At 31.1% G+C, this 16243-nt stretch carries 13 protein-coding genes and 2 tRNA genes; 9 read left to right on the forward strand and 6 right to left on the reverse strand.

The genetic code is table 11. From position 1 onward, the window contains the following. Window positions 1-722 precede the first annotated feature (722 nt). The 3 genes from M6G78_RS01070 to M6G78_RS01080 form a co-directional block, all read right to left on the reverse strand. Window positions 723-799: transfer RNA gene (locus M6G78_RS01070), tRNA-Ile, on the reverse strand. 58 nt (window positions 800-857) lie between these two features. Continuing rightward, a tRNA-Pro gene (locus tag M6G78_RS01075) sits at window positions 858-933 on the reverse strand. Between the two features lie 578 nt (window positions 934-1511). Then, window positions 1512-2051, reverse strand: a complete 540-nt coding sequence (locus M6G78_RS01080; RefSeq protein ID WP_253229357.1) for an inorganic diphosphatase — start codon at window positions 2049-2051, stop codon at window positions 1512-1514. Window positions 2052-2186: 135 nt separating this feature from the next. Between M6G78_RS01080 and M6G78_RS01085 the strand changes: the two genes are divergently transcribed. Further along, window positions 2187-2924, forward strand: coding sequence for a YwaF family protein (locus M6G78_RS01085; protein WP_253229358.1), 738 nt, complete (start codon window positions 2187-2189; stop codon window positions 2922-2924). A 1224-nt stretch (window positions 2925-4148) separates the two neighbouring features. On the opposite strand, the gene M6G78_RS01090 is transcribed toward M6G78_RS01085, so the two are convergent. Together M6G78_RS01090 and M6G78_RS01095 are read right to left on the reverse strand one after the other, a co-directional pair. Next, on the reverse strand, window positions 4149-4802 hold the full coding sequence (locus M6G78_RS01090; protein WP_253229359.1) for a GPP34 family phosphoprotein: 654 nt from the start codon (window positions 4800-4802) through the stop codon (window positions 4149-4151). Between the two features lie 73 nt (window positions 4803-4875). Further along, entirely contained in the window at window positions 4876-5694 is an 819-nt protein-coding gene (locus tag M6G78_RS01095; RefSeq protein ID WP_253229360.1) for an alpha/beta hydrolase, read from the reverse strand. A gap of 120 nt (window positions 5695-5814) precedes the next feature. Between M6G78_RS01095 and M6G78_RS01100 the strand changes: the two genes are divergently transcribed. The 3 genes from M6G78_RS01100 to M6G78_RS01110 all read left to right on the forward strand — a co-directional run bounded on the left by M6G78_RS01100 (window position 5815) and on the right by M6G78_RS01110 (window position 8175). Next, window positions 5815-6279, forward strand: coding sequence for a flavodoxin family protein (locus M6G78_RS01100; protein WP_138269598.1), 465 nt, complete (start codon window positions 5815-5817; stop codon window positions 6277-6279). A gap of 9 nt (window positions 6280-6288) precedes the next feature. After that, complete coding sequence (locus M6G78_RS01105; RefSeq protein ID WP_253229361.1) at window positions 6289-7254, forward strand: alpha/beta hydrolase; 966 nt, start codon at window positions 6289-6291, stop codon at window positions 7252-7254. Window positions 7255-7329: 75 nt separating this feature from the next. Next, complete coding sequence (locus M6G78_RS01110) at window positions 7330-8175, forward strand: aldo/keto reductase (protein ID WP_253229362.1); 846 nt, start codon at window positions 7330-7332, stop codon at window positions 8173-8175. A gap of 40 nt (window positions 8176-8215) precedes the next feature. On the opposite strand, the gene M6G78_RS01115 is transcribed toward M6G78_RS01110, so the two are convergent. Next, complete coding sequence (locus M6G78_RS01115; protein ID WP_253229363.1) at window positions 8216-8641, reverse strand: MerR family transcriptional regulator; 426 nt, start codon at window positions 8639-8641, stop codon at window positions 8216-8218. Window positions 8642-8817: 176 nt separating this feature from the next. On the opposite strand from M6G78_RS01115, the gene M6G78_RS01120 reads away from it, so the two are divergent. From M6G78_RS01120 to ppk1, 5 genes are all read left to right on the forward strand, one after another. After that, a complete protein-coding gene (locus M6G78_RS01120) occupies window positions 8818-9780 on the forward strand; it encodes an aldo/keto reductase (protein ID WP_253229364.1) in 963 nt (320 codons plus the stop codon). A gap of 20 nt (window positions 9781-9800) precedes the next feature. Continuing rightward, window positions 9801-10667 (forward strand): aldo/keto reductase, encoded by an 867-nt coding sequence (locus M6G78_RS01125; protein WP_253229365.1) that lies wholly within the window; start codon window positions 9801-9803, stop codon window positions 10665-10667. Window positions 10668-10682: 15 nt separating this feature from the next. Beyond that, a complete protein-coding gene (locus M6G78_RS01130; RefSeq protein ID WP_253229366.1) occupies window positions 10683-11330 on the forward strand; it encodes a flavodoxin in 648 nt (215 codons plus the stop codon). 1177 nt (window positions 11331-12507) lie between these two features. After that, window positions 12508-13395, forward strand: coding sequence for a phosphatase (locus tag M6G78_RS01135; protein WP_253229367.1), 888 nt, complete (start codon window positions 12508-12510; stop codon window positions 13393-13395). After that, window positions 13374-15512 carry a polyphosphate kinase 1 gene (gene ppk1, locus M6G78_RS01140; protein WP_253229368.1) on the forward strand — a complete coding sequence of 713 codons (2139 nt, stop codon included), beginning with the start codon at window positions 13374-13376 and terminating at the stop codon, window positions 15510-15512. The genes M6G78_RS01135 and ppk1 overlap by 22 nt, the downstream gene beginning before the upstream one ends. Window positions 15513-16243 lie beyond the last annotated feature (731 nt).

A 16243-nucleotide genomic window follows, 5' to 3' on the forward strand; every position in this document is an offset into this window, starting at 1 on the left:
AGTAAGATATAGTAGTATAATATAAGATAATATTTTAATAATGTTCATGTTAGGTATTAAATATCAATGTGAAAAAAAGGGATATTTTTTTATAATAAACTAAAACATTATAATTAAATTTAACTTTAATGTTTAAATTATTATAAAGCTTATATATAAAAAATAACTAATTAAAATACCATATATAAGATGCTTTTATTTTTTTGTATTAATTATACAATTGTTATTTTATTATTTATTTTATATTACTAATCTTATAAACCCTCAAACCATAATCTAAAACTTACACCACTTTAATATATAAAAATATATCTCATATCCCCACATCAAATCCATTTCTAACAACTTTTTTATAAAAAACAGAAACAAATACATAAAAATAAAAAAGGCTTTATAAGCCTTTTTATACACATAAGAAAATTTGATAAATAAAACAATACTTCTTGATTTATGATAATATAAATTTCTATATTTTTTTTCATTAATCTCCCTTAATTTTATCAAAAAAAGACAAAAATATTTATTGCTTTATAATAGAAAGAAAATGTTTTATAAAATAAAAAATCTTAATATCATAATTAAAAAAAATATATACAGTCTTATAACTATGGAATTTTATATATACAAGAAAAAATAAAAAAAGGCCTTATAAGCCTTTTAATACCGATAAAATATTTTTGATAAAATAAAAAAAAGTATTGATATCAATACTTCTTAAGAAATGGTGGGCCTTCAGGGACTCGAACCCCGGACCGTCCGGTTATGAGCCGGATGCTCTAACCAACTGAGCTAAAGGCCCTTACCAATAAATAAATAAATAAAAAAAAGAAAATTTGTCAGTGTCCTTTAAAAATTAATGGTCGAGGTGAAGGGACTCGAACCCCCGGCCCCATGGTCCCAAACCACGTACGCTACCAACTGCGCTACACCTCGACTGAACACAAGAGATATAATACAGTAAAACCCATAAAATGTCAAGCAAATTTAAAAACTTTTTTTCTTTTTTTTTACCACCCTCTAAAACCCCTTTTATAATGCAGTTTGTAAGGAAAATTTTTTTTGTTTTTTTTCTTATTTTTAACGTTATTTTTATAAAAATTTGAAAAAAAATATATAAAAAATTTTAATTTTTTTTCTTTAATTTTACTTTAAAAGATATTTGCCTTAAAATATTTATTTAATTAATAATAAAAAATTATTTCTATAACAATTTTTTCTATAAAAATTTTTCAAACAAATGAAAACCTAAAATAATTTAATATACAAAATTATATATTAAAAATCAAAAATATAAAATAATATAAAATTATAAATTTATCTAAATAGAATAATGAATAAAATATAACTTAAAGCCTAAAGGTTAAAATATTATACTTATAATTTATTAATCTTTCATTATATTTTCATAATAATATAAGTTTCAACCTATCAAGACTTTTTTATTTTATAAAGTTCACTATTATTACAGTCTAAAACTTAATTAACTAAAAAAATAAACCGTAAATAACGGCTTATTCTTCAAATTTATCTTTATAATTTTTAATTGCTCTTCTTATTACATCTTTTGCATCTGTATCCCCAAGAACTTTTTCAACTGTGGTTTCCTTATGTTCAAGTGTTTTATATACGCTGAAGAAATGCTGTATTTCATCAAAAATATGACTTGGTAGATCATTTACTGTCCTACAGAAGTTATATGTAGGATCATTGAATGGTATTGCAATAATCTTTTCGTCATTTTCTCCGTCATCTATCATATTAAGTACTCCAATAGGATAACATCTTATCAAACTTGTAGGATAAATACTTTCGCTGCAAAGAACTATTACATCAAGAGGGTCTCCGTCATCTCCGTATGTTCTTGGAATAAAACCGTAATTTCCCGGATAATGTGTTGATGTGTATAAAATTCTATCAACAATAATATGACCTGTTTCTTTATCAAGTTCATATTTTACATTACTTCCCTTTGGAATTTCTATATAAGCAATAAAATCGTCGGCACTAATCCTTTTTGGATCGATATTATGCCAAATAGTGTTTTTGTTCATGTCGCACCTCCCTAAAAATGCCCTTTTTATTTAAGTTTACACCAATAAAATAAAATTGCAATAAAAATTTTTTTAATTTTATATTATATGTTATAATTATTTAAAACATTCAACTTGAACTTTAAGGAGAAAAATATGAATTTTTTAAGCGTCGAAAATACTGCAAACATATTTACAAGATTTTCTCTTTTTCATTTTATATGGATAGGGGTATGTATTCTAATTTGTCTTTTTATGTTTCTTAGAAGAAGAACAATAAGAAGAAATTTTTCAGGAAGATGGTATTATATTTTTATGGCATTTTTTGCATTTTTCTTTGAGATGATATATATCGTCTGGGCATATGCCATAAGCGGAGAACAAAACATCATTTATGCAATCCCCTTTGATTTTACATTTATTGCAATGGTGCTTTCTATACTTTTATTCTTTTCAAGAAAACAAATTTTTTACGATTTGTTTTACTTCATATCCTTCTTTTCAATAATAAATCTTATTTTTGCCGATTTTGGAGGATATGGCTATACGCATTTTAGATTTTACCAGTTCTTTATATGTAATATCTTCGTTGTATTCTCACTTATCTATTTTACATTTGTGGATTATCACAATATAAAACATATAAAATCCGTTGTGCATTACGGTGTATTTATTTTCTTTGTACTCCTATTAAACGGATTACTTTCTTTTGTAAGCCAAAAGAACTACATAAACGAAATAATGTGCTATATTCCTGCAAAAATAAATGCCTTTGCGGGTAACTTTGGAAGTGTAGCAATAATTACATTTATATGTATTGCCCTTGCTTTTGTAGCATTCGCACCATGGTATTTGTGGAATAAAGAAAAAGAAAGCGAACATATAGTAAATTAAAAAGACTTGAAAACAAGTCTTTTTTTAATAATATTAAAAATTAAATAAAATAAAACAGTGTATCAACATAATAAAAACTTACATTTCATCATAACACTCAAACTATTTAATATAAAAATGATAAAACACTTACCCCCTATTTCACAACGATATCCCACTCCCTCATATAAAAAGTATCAAAAAGGAAATCCGCATTTCAATTCTATTTTCTCCTAATTATATAAAACATATTAAACAAAGTAATCTAAAATTTCACTTTCCTTCTCCATACTCTTACATAAACTTCATTAAATACCTAAATCAACATTAAACTACAATACCCCACTCATTCAAATAAAAATCATGAAAAAAACTACCCCTCTATTTCACAATAATGTTCCACCATCTCATATAAACATCATTAAAAAACTTCATCCACATTTCACACCTATGTCCCACCTTACTATATAAAAGCATTAAAAATACTGCCCTATATTTCATCACTATGTTCAAATATTTTACATTAAACCATTCAAACAAAGTCATAAATTTAATTTAATTGCTTTGCCCCACCTCACTATATAAAAACATTAAAAAATACTGCCCTCATATTTCACCACTATATTCAAATATTTTACATTAAACCATTCAAACAAAGTCATAACTTCAATTTAACACCCATACCCCACCATATTACATAAAACATCATAAACCACTCCCCCCTACATTTCACACCTATGTCCCACTCTTCTACATAAAAAATAATAAGGTCAGGGTAGCGGTAGTGGTCGTTTCAAAAATCTCGGGTAGAGATTTTTAGAAAATCCGACCACGTTATAAGCCTTCACAGCGTGTGAGTAAAAGCCTTTTTTCCATATTTTTGGGCTTTAGCAAAAATATGGCGGGGTTCTTAAGGGATAGTACACTTTAAATCTGGGTTGTTAAGGGAGAATCCCTTAAAATTCTCCCACACACTAACATAAAACCATAAAAACAAAACTATAATTTTACAGCTTTGTTCCCCACCCTTTAATAAAACGTATAAACAGGTCGGCTCGGGGGTAGCTTTTCTGTCCGTAAAATACGGGCAGTATTTTGCGAGACATCAAAAAGCGTTATAAGGCACTTCGCCGAGAAGTGCCCTTTTATTCGACTTTTTTACTCGCCTAAAAAAGTCGTGGGGTCTAAGGGGCAACGCCCCTTAGTATCGGGTTGTTAAGGGCAGACAGCCCTTAAATACGGAGTTTAAGGGGCAACGCCCCTTGATACATTTGCAATAGCGGAAATCGTATCAGAAATAGTGTTTATTACACCAATTAATTCTTTATTTTCTTCATTTTTCTTAATCTCTTTAAGTCTTACTTTAAACTCTGCCATTTCATATTTTGAAAAGTATTTCGTTAAGTTTTTCGTTTCATCTAAAACACAAATAAGATAAACATCTTCCATATTTATGTTTTCCTTACCTGTAATAACATTTTTAATGTTATTTATAAGATAAGTTTTATAATCATCTTTTGGTATGTAAAGAGTTTTTTTACCAAAGAAACCACCCTTTGTTTTTATGACTTTTTTTTCGCTGTAAAGAGATTCTGACACACAGCTTACAAGTTCCTTAAAGTCGTTTCCGGTGCAAAAATCATTTACTGCTTTTTCGATTTTCCTTGGCTTTTCTTTTAAATAATCATATAAAGGATAAAGATATGTTAATTTCCCGTAAAGAGGATTAATAACGGTAATTTCATTTTTTTCTAACTTTATTATTACCGAAATTAATAAATCAAAAATCCCGGCAGCAACAAAACCCGCATTGGATTCCTTTTGATATAATAAAGGCATATTCCCTTTTTTATCAAGTAAAAGAATAAAATAATCTTTTATAATCGAACTTCTTTCCATAAAAATTCCTCCAAACTCTTTATAAAATTATACCATAAATATGAAATAACTATTCAATCTATAAAATATATTATCAATCATTTAATAACCATTTCATTATATCTTCATCATAAGCAATTAAACCTCCTCCGCCATGTTCGTTATCAAATCCTCTTTCAAGGAAATATTCTCTTTTTTTAATATCCAAAATCAATATTTTATTAATTTCTTCATCACTCAGACCTTTCCTTTTATACATTGAATACAATGTTAAATATGCATCTTTTGTCGGTTCTCTTCCGTAATATTCATCATTTTGTCCTATGACAAAATAAACGGGAACTCCATTTTCTACCGTCATTTCAAAATCCCCGTCCCACTTTGAACTAACCTGTAAATACCTGTCAATCAAATCGGCTCTTTTCTCCATAACCAAAGACATAGTCTCTCCCCCTGCTGAATAACCGCTGGCAAAAACTTTATTGATATTGTAATTTGATTTAAAGTACTCTATCAAAGCTATTGTCTGATTTGCTGAAGTTTCTTCCCAGTCTTCAAGCTGTGGTGCAACGACTATGAGGTCCTTTCTCATTCTTACTGCATTTAAAGCAAAATCATCTGCTTGAAGATTCGCTCCAACTCCCTGAAAATAAAGTCCTTCATATCCGGGAAGAGTGATATATAAATCATATTCTTTGTTTGAATCAAAATCGTCAGGAAAATAAACACCATAATGTATTTCTCCGTCATTTGGAGAGTTGTAAACTTCGTCTGTGATAAACTCACCCAAAGAATTGCCTGTCAAAACTTCCGTTTGTTCTTCTTCGGTTCTTTCATTTTCCAAAAGCGTTAAAAACAAAACCGATGCAATCAAAATTAAAACAACCGATAAAACAATTACATTTTTTTTCATAATATCATCTCCTTTAGCTTATTGTAAAATCCGTGTGTAACACACGGTCAAGTTTTTATTTTTTCTATTGACACGGGAGTTAGTCACGGGTATATCATAATATCGAAAGGAGTGATTAAAATGAGCAATATATTATTTATCAATACAAGTCCGAGAAAAAATCAAAATACTTATTCAATCGGAAAAGACGTTTTAAAAAACATCCCTCACGATGAACTTCAGCTTTCTGATTACAAGATTTCTCAATACGGACAGGTGTACGAAGACGACCAAATAAACGAAGTTTTGGATATAATAAAAAATTATGACACCTTACTTATAGGCTCTCCTGTTTATTGGTACAGCGTGGGAGGCTTGCTAAAAACATTCATAGACAGACTCTATATGCTTCCGAAAGCGGAAAACCTAAAAGGGAAAAAACTTTATTTCTTTGCTCAAGGTTCTGCACCGGATAAAGGAACGGAAGAAACGATAACTTTTCTTATAACCAGACTTGCAAAACTTACGGGAATGAATTTGAAAAAATCTGTCGTAGACAATTCGTCCGCTTCTAAAATAAAAAAAGAACTTATTATAGAAAAATAAACAAATACAATGAAAAAAACATTAAACATAATAGTTTTTTTAATTCTTATTCCGTTTCTTGCAGGATGTGGCAATACAATGAAAAACAATAATAATACAAACGAAGCTTTTAATTTACAGACAAAAGTATACGACGTCATAAACGACAACGCTTTTGAAGGTTTCGGAAACCTTATTTTCCCCGTTGACAGAAACATTCCAAAGGACATGACTCTCGAAAATGCGGGAGATTTATACATTTGGTATAACAACATAAATCCAAACAAAACCGTTGAAATAGTAAATTATATGAAAGACCAAACAACAAAAGGCAATAAAATCTTTTATAATATTTATTCAAAAGAAGAAATGGAAGCCGACCCCGAAAAGAAAAACACGGGACTGTTTTTCTTTAGAGGAAATGAAAACTCAAAGTTTGCCGTTTTAAACGCAGGCGGAGGATTTATGTACGTCGGAGCAATGCACGACAGTTTTCCCCATACACTGGAACTTTCGAAAAAGGGATATAATGCTTTTGCATTAATATACAGACCGGACCCCGAAAAAGCAATGGAAGATTTGTCCAATGCGATATCCTTTATTTTTGACAATGCAGATGAATTGAAAATAGATACTTCTGGATATTCCGTATGGGGAGGTTCCGCAGGAGGAAGAATGGCAGCATGGCTTGGAAGTTACGGCACCGATTACTTTATAAACAAAGATTATCCGAAACCTTCCACGGTAATTATGCAGTATACTTCCTTAAGCGAAGTAACGGGAAACGAACCTGCGACATACTCGGTTGTGGGAACAAATGACGGTATTGCAGACTACAGAATAATGCAGGAAAGAACAAACAGAATAAGAAGAAACGGAACAGATGCAAAAATCGAAATATTCGAAGGTCTTTCCCACGGATTCGGTCTTGGGGAAGGAACAAATGCGCAAGGATGGATAGAAAATGCTGTAAAATTCTGGGAAGAGCATATGTAAAAACAAAATGCATTTCAAAATCGGATTAAATTTTAACAAAAAAAACTTTTATCGGTATAAAAGGAGTAAATTATAATGGAATATTTTAAATTAAACGACCAAAACAAAATCCCTTCTTTGGGACTGGGAACATTTTTATTAAGTCCGCAGGATGCGGAAAGCGCCGTTATCAGCGCATTAAACAACGGCTATAACTTAATAGACACAGCAAACGCTTATCATAACGAAAGAGCCGTGGGAAGAGGAATCAAAAAAAGCGGAATGAAAAGAGAAGAAGTATTTCTCGAGTCAAAATTATGGCCAACCGTTTACACAAAAGAAACAGCCATAGACGAAATGTTAAACAGACTCGACACCGATTACGTCGATCTCCTTCTTCTACATCAACCTGCCGGCGATTATATCAACGGATATAAAATGATGGAAAAAGCGGTTAAAGAAGGTAAGGTAAAATCCATAGGCATATCAAACTTTGAAGGTAAGCCTTTGGAAGAAATTCTTTCGATATGTGAAATAAAACCTGCGGTAATCCAGGTTGAAGCTCACCCTTATTTCCCTCAAAACGAACTTAAGAAAATCCTTAAAGATAACGATATATTAATTCAGGCTTGGTATCCTTTGGGACATGGAGACAAAAAACTTATAAACGAAAAAGTATTTAAAGATTTGGCAGACAAATATCAAAAAAACCCGGCACAAATCATTTTAAGATGGCATGTTCAATCAGGAAACATAGTAATACCGGGAAGTAAAAATCCTGCTCACATCAAAGACAACATAAATATCTTCGACTTTTCTCTTACGGACGAAGAAATCGACCTTATAGACAATTTGAACAAAAACAAACGTTACTACATTCCAAGGGAAGAACAAACAAAAAAATATGCACAAATGGAATTAAACGAAAATTTGGACGTTTAAAACAAATCTCTTAGAATACATCTAATAAAAAAGACAGTCATTAATGGCTGTCTTTTGTTGTATCTATTAAATGACTAAAATATTTTACCTTTCCTTCAAGAACATCTTTATAAAAATTCTGTTTCCAATGTATGTAATTTATGCTCTTTTGAATTTCTTTCTTTTTATTTTCCAATTCTTCAAGTTTAACTTCCAATATAGCTTGCCTTTTCGGAATGGTTTCCTCTCCCTCAAGGCACAACTTAAGATACTCTTTCATTTCCGATATGCTCATACCGCAGTTTTTAAGACATGAAAGCGAATTTATCCATTCCACGTCATTATCGTCGAAAACCCTGTAATTGCTCTTATTCCTTTTTACGTTGGGAACTAACCCCTCATTGCAATAAAATTTTAAAGTATCATATGTAAGTCCTGTTTTAATACATGTTTGCTTCATCGAATATAATTTTTTTTCATTTTCCATATAATTACCTCAAAAAATATTTATATTTTTTATAAAAAAGCTCTTGACCGTGTGTTACTCCCGAGTGTTACTCTTTCATTGTAATAAAAAATTATTTCATTGTCAATGAATAAAACAAAGATTATTTTTAGCAATAATCATAAACGGAACAAAACAAATGAAAGGAATTGATAAAAGTGAAATACAGATATCTCGGCAAAACAGGAATAAAAATATCTCCCATCGGTCTCGGATGTATGGGAATGACTCATGCCTACGGACCGAGCAAAAACAAGAAAGACATGATTTCCCTCATAAGAGAGGCTCTCAATCTTGAATGTAACTTTTTCGATACCGCCGTCGTATACGGAGAGGAAAACGAAAGAATATTGGGAGAAGCTTTAAAACCTTACAGAGAAAAAGCGGTCATTGCCACAAAATTCGGAATTACCGGACAAAAAATGGTGGACAACAAACCCCTCAACCTTTTGGACAGTTCTCCAAAATCAATAAAAAAACAAGCGGAAGAATCTTTAAAAAGACTTAAAACGGATTATATCGACTTATATTATCAACACAGAACAGACCCCGAAGTTTCTCCCGAAGATGTCGCCAATACAATGGCGGAACTTATCAAAGAAGGAAAAATAAAAGCTTGGGGAGTATCAAACGCTTCAATGGATTATATAAAAAGAGCTCACAAAATATGTCCGATTTCCGCCATTGAAAACCAATATTCTTTTGTATGGCAGGGAAACGAAGAAGAATTTGATTTTTGCGATAAAAACCAAGTTACTTTCGTTGCATACAGTCCTTTGGGAAACGGATTCCTTACGGGGAAATTCGACGAAAACACAAAATACGAACAAGGCGATTTCAGAAAGACAATGAAAAGATTTTCCAAAGAAGTTTTAAAAAACAACAAAGACCTTTTAAACTTGGTAAAAGAAATCGCAAAAGAAAAAAATGCGACTCCCGCACAAATAACTCTTGCATGGGAACTTTCAAAAAAACCTTTCATAGTTCCAATTCCGGGAACGACAAAAATAGAAAGATTGAAGGAAAATTTAAAAGCATGGGACATAACATTGTCAAAAACGGAAATGGAAAATATAGATAACGCACTTAAAAAAATAAGTATAGATAAAACCTATTTTTAACATAAGGAGGAAAAAAGAAAATGGAATATGTAAAATTAAACAATGGTGTTGAAATGCCTATTTTAAACTATGGCGTTTATCAAATACCGAAAGAAGAAACAAAACAATGCGTAATTGATGCAATAAAGGCAGGATACAGAGGAATAGACACTGCACAAAGCTACTTTAATGAAAAAGAAGTGGGAGAAGCAATAAAAGAATGCGGATTAAACAGAGAAGATTTATTTATCACAACTAAAATATGGATAGACAATTATGGATATGAAAAATGTAAAAACTCCATTGAAGAATCTTTAAAAAAACTTCAAAGTGAATATATAGACCTAGTACTTCTTCATCAGCCTTTTTCTGATTATTACGGTGCATACAAAGCATTGGAAGAAAAATATAAAGAAGGAAAAATAAGAGCAATAGGAGTATCAAACTTTTATCCCGATAGATTAAGCGACATATGCCTTTTTGAAAGAGAAATCATTCCTGCAATAAATCAAGTGGAAACAAACCCAATGAATGCTCAATTCAAAGCTCAGGAAAACATGAACAAATACGGAGTAAAAATCGAAGCATGGGCACCTTTCGGAGAGGGAAAAAATAATATGTTTACAAATGAAACTTTAGTAAACATAGGTAAAAAATACGCTAAAACATCTGCTCAGGTAATTCTTAGATGGCTTATACAAAGAGGAGTTATAGTAGCACTTAAAACAACACATTTTGAAAGAATGAAAGAAAATATTGATGTTTTTGATTTTGAACTTTCAAAAGAAGATATGGATAAAATAAAACAACTGGATTCAAGCGACAGCCTGTTCTTTAATCATCAAGATCCGGGAATGGTTGAATGGTTTGACGAATTGGTAAAAACAAGAAGAAAAAAAATAAAATAAAAAAGGAGAAAAAAAATGAAAAAAACAAGTACAAAAATAATAGCTGCCGTTGTTGTGGTAGCGGTTATTGCAGCCGCATTGTTGCTTTTCGTAAATAACAGAAACACAAACGACAACACGGCATCACAACCCCCAAGCCAAACTCAAGACACATTAACATCAAGCGAAAACTCGCTAAAAGACGGTGAAACTCTAGTGGTATATTTCTCGGCACAAGGACATACGAAAGACGTGGCGGAACAAATCGCAGAAGATTTGGATGCCGATATTTTTGAAATAGTACCTCAAGACGAATACACAGAAAGCGATTTGGACTGGACAGATGACAATTCCAGAGTTACGAGAGAACATGAAGACGAATCTCTAAGAGACACTCCCCTTGTTTCAACAACGGTTGATAATTGGGACAGTTACGAAAATGTTTTGATAGGTTATCCTATTTGGTGGGGAATTGCGGCTTGGCCCGTTGATACATTTGTGGAAGCAAACGATTTTGCGGACAAAAACGTAATACCTTTCTGTACTTCCGCTTCATCAGATTTGGGAGACAGCGGTAACTTGCTTAAAGAAAAAGCAAACGGCGGAAACTGGATGGAAGGATATCGTTTCCCTTCATCTCCTTCAAGTGAAGAAATTACCCAATGGACTGATAGTTTAAAATAAAAATTAATTTGTTCCCCTTTACTTAATAATTTTATATAAAACCGACGTTTAAATACGCCGGTTTTTTTCATAATTTATATATGATATTTTGTTTATTATAAGAACTCTCTGCCTCAATATAATTATTTTTTGAATTAAAAAATATTATTTTGTAATAATTATAATTCATAAAAATTCACTTATACTGTTTAAAATTCAAACTGTTTATTTTAATAGTAAACAAAAAATAAAGCTTATGAAAAGTAAACTCCCTTAAATACATCCTGTTAAGAAAGAATTCCTTAAATATCCTACTCCCTCACATAAAAAACATAAAAAACGTCCTCATTATCGTAAAATATCCCACCCCACTACATAAAAATAATAAGGTCAGGGTAGCGGTAGTGGTCGTTTCAAAAATCTCGGGTAGAGATTTTTAGAAAATCCGACCACGTTATAAGCCCTCACGGCGCTTGAGTGAAAGCATTTTATCCAGTATTTTTTGCTTTGGAAAAATACTGGTCGCTCTTTAGAGCGAAATACTAAAAACCCACGCCCAGTGGCGCCCTTTTATCCAAATATTTGGGCGAGCAAATATTTGGTCGGGTTGTTAAGGGCAGACAGCCCTTAAAGAGGGGTTCTTAAGGGGTAGCACCCCTTAAATACGGATTGTTAAGAAAGAATCCCTTAAAATTCCCACCTTACTACATAAAATCATAAAGAACGACCCCTCTATTTCACCATAATGTCCCACACACTAACATAAAACCATAAAAACAAAACTATAATTTTACAGCTTTGTTCCCCACCCTTTAATAAAACGTATAAACAGGTCGGCTCGGGGTAGCTTTTCTGACAGTAAAACTCGGGCAGAGTTTTACGCAGTCATCGAAAAGCGTTATAAGGCACTTCGCCTAGAAGTGTCCTTTTTACCTCTTTTTTTGGACAAGCAAAAAAAGAGTGGGGTTTTTAAGGGGCAACGCCCCTTGATATCGGGTTGTTAAGGGCAGACAGCCCTTAAAGAGGGGTATTAAGGGGTAGCACCCCTTAAATTTGGGTTGTTAAGGGAGAATCCCTTAAGTATTCTTTAGAGCGAAATATAAAAATACTTTTACCAAAATTTTACATAAATTATACATTATAAAGCTATTTAAAGAAATTATTTTTCTATAAAATATTAAGGATAAAGGAGAGAAAAATGAAATACGCAATACTTGACATCGGCGCAAACTCAATAAGACTATGCGTCTATGAAGGAACAAAGAATAATTTTAAAACACTTTTTACAAAGAAAGTAATGGCAGGACTTGCTTATTATGTGAAAAATGATGAAATGTCAAATCAAGGAATAATAGAAGCAAGCAACGTCATAAACGAATTTAAAGAACTGGTAAATAATTTCAATATAGAAAATTTCCATATTTTCGCAACCGCATCTTTCAGAAATATAACAAATACAGAATTTGTGGTAGAGGAAATAGAAAAACTTACAGGTGAAACAATAGAAGTAATAAGCGGAGAAGATGAAGCTTTATACGGATTTACAGGTGCAAAACTTAAAGTTAAGGCTAAAAGCGGAATTGTTATAGATATTGGAGGAGGAAGCACGGAAATTGTAGACTTTGAAAAAGATAAAGTAAATTATGCACAAAGTCTTCCAATAGGCTCCCTAAACCTATATTCAATGTATGTAAGCGAATTTCTTCCGACGGACAAAGAACAAAGAAACATAAAAAACAAAATACAAAAAATTTTAAAAGATGTTGATATTAAACAAACTAATACTATCTGCGGTGTAGGCGGAACAATAAAAGCAGCATTAAAATTAACAAATTCTTATTTTAAATTAAATAAAGATAACACAATCATAAAAAGAGAACAAATGGAAGAAATAAAAAAAATACTTTTAAATAAACCGCAAAAAGCAAAAAATATCATAATAAAAGCTTGTCCCGATAGAGTTCATACAATAATACCGGGCATTTTAATAGTTGATGAAATACTAAAAAGAACAAACGCAAAAGAAATTGTAGTAAGCAAATACGGAGTAAGAGAGGGTTACCTATGTCAAAAGATTATGCAGTAGAAAAAATTATAAAAGATACAACCTGTACTCAAAACAGAGAACTAAGCTGGCTTAGATTTAATCAAAGAGTTTTGGAAGAAGCAATGGACGAAACCGTTCCCCTTCTTGAAAGACTAAAATTTATTTCCATTTTTACAAGTAACTTAGATGAATTCTTCATGGTAAGAGTAGGCAGCCTTGTAGATTTAATGTTACTTAGCAATAAAGATACAATTGACAATAAAACCGGCTGGAGTCCCAAAGAACAGCTTGAAGCAATATTTAACTCAATACCTCCTTTAATGGAAAAAAGAGACGAAGCATTTAGAACAGTATCCATGGAATTAAGACAAAGAGGCATTTATGACCTTTCTTTTGATGAACTTTCAAAAGAAGAAGAAAAGGATATAAACAAATACTTTGAATACTACATAAACCCTATTTTGTCTCCTCAAATTGTGGATAACAGACACCCTATCCCACATCTTAAAAACAGAAGACTATACATAGCTTCAATATTAAAAACAAAGAAAGACAAAACCGTACTTGGAATAATCCCAATCCCGTCATCTCTTCCAAGAATATTACCTAGTAAAGAAAACAGAAATAGATATATACGAATAGAAAACGTAATAATGGAACATATTGATAAAATATTTGATATATATGAAGTAGTTTCAAGCAATATTATTTCCGTTACAAGAAATGCCGATATAAGCTATGATGATGATAAATTTGAAGATAACGAACATGATTATCTTGACCATATGAATAAACTTCTTAAAAAAAGGGATTGGCTGTTACCGGTAAGACTTGAAATTCAAGGTATATATAACGATAACCTAACGGAAATTTTAAGAAGCTTTTTAAAGATAGAAAAAAATCAAATTTTCTACAGCCTTTACCCTATTAAACTTGAATATGTATACGGTATAGAACATATGGTTTCACCTCTGTTAAAAAGCGAACTTACTTACCCAAAATTAAACGCAAGACAGTGGGAAAGTTTAAATCCTAAAAAAAGCATAATAGAGCAAATAAGACATAAAGATGTTTTACTATTCTTCCCATTTGAAAAAATAGACCCATTTTTAGCACTCCTTGAAGAAGCAGGAAAAGACCCAAACGTGCTTTCAATAAAGATAACCATATATCGTCTTGCAAGTGACTCAAAAGTTGCTAATCTGCTTTTAAAAGCCGCTGAAAACGGAAAAGAAGTAACAGTGTTAATGGAGCTTAGAGCAAGGTTTGACGAAAAGCATAATATACTTTGGGCAGAAAGATTAAGCGAAGCAGGATGCAGGGTAATATATGGAGAAGAGGGCTTTAAATGCCATTCAAAAATATGCCTTATTACAAGAAAAGATAAAAATGGAATTGAATACATTACTCAGATAGGAACGGGAAACTATAACGAAAAAACAGCAGCAATGTATACGGACTTAAGCCTTATAACAATGAATAAGGATATAGGAAAAGATGCAACAAACTTCTTTCAAAATATGCTAATCGGAAACTTAAAGGGTAACTATGAAACATTGCTTGTTGCTCCAAATTCTCTAAAACAAAATATACTTAAATTTATGGATGAAGAGATAGAAAAAGGAAGTAATGGAAGAATAATAATGAAAGCCAATTCCCTAACGGATATTGATGTAATATATAAACTTATAGAAGCATCTAAGGCAGGAGTTAAAATTCAAATGATCATAAGAGGAATATGCTGTATAAGACCCGGAATATACAATAAAACCGACAATATTTCCATATCAAGCATTGTAGGAAGATTTTTGGAACATTCTAGAATTTATGTTTTCGGAAGTGGAGAAGATAAAAGAATGTTTATATCTTCTGCGGACCTTATGACAAGAAACTTAGATAAAAGAGTTGAAATAGCCTGCCCGATATTTGACTATAACATAAGAAATCAAATTGATGAAATACTTGAAATAATACTAAGGGATAATGTAAAAGCAAGAGTACTTCAAACAGACGACACATATAGAAAGAAAGACCCATTCGGCATGGAAATGATAGACTCACAAGATTGGTTTTTAAATAATTCTCTTAAAACATATAAAAAAGAAAAAGATAATAATAAATTAACGGACTTTTTCAAAAATATTTTTAATAAATAACGATTTTATCGGTTAATCCGTTAAAATATATACCCCATAAATACTCTTAAAAAAGGAAACAAAAGTTTCCTTTTTTTATGTATATTTAAAATTTTTTATTTTTAACTACAAAGCAAATTATAACTAAAATAAGAACACAAGAACGTACAGATTTTAATTAAAAATTTTTGAATAAAATGATTTTTAAATGTATTAAAAACTAAAAATAATAAATTAATTACTTTTCTATAAAAACTATTTACATAAACATAATAGAAAACCAAATCTATATTTTACTTCCATGCCCCAAACACTGACATAAAACTCATTTAACATTAATGCTATATTTATCTTCTATATCCCATATCTTTACATAAATAATCTAAACCTTTATAACCTAAAATACCCCAAACTACAATAAAAAGCAACAAAAAAACTTTATTTATCTTACACATTCCTCCCCACAACCATAAAATCACTAAACCTCTATTTTACTTCCATGTCATACCCCCATCACATAATATGAAACATTAAAAAACTAAACTTAAATTTCACTTATATGTCCCACCCCACTACATAAAACCGAATAATTAGGTCGGTTCGGGGTAGCTTTTCTGACAGTAAAACTCGGGTAGAGTTTTACGCAGTCATCGAAAAGCGTTATAAGGCTCTTCGCCGAGAAGTGTCCTTTTTACCTCTTTTTTTGGACAAGCAAAAAAAGAGTGGGGTTTTTAAGGGGCAAAGCCCCTTGA

The sequence above is a fragment of the Anaerofustis sp. NSJ-163 genome, assembly GCF_024135845.1.
Taxonomy (GTDB): Bacteria; Bacillota; Clostridia; order Eubacteriales; family Anaerofustaceae; genus Anaerofustis; species Anaerofustis butyriciformans.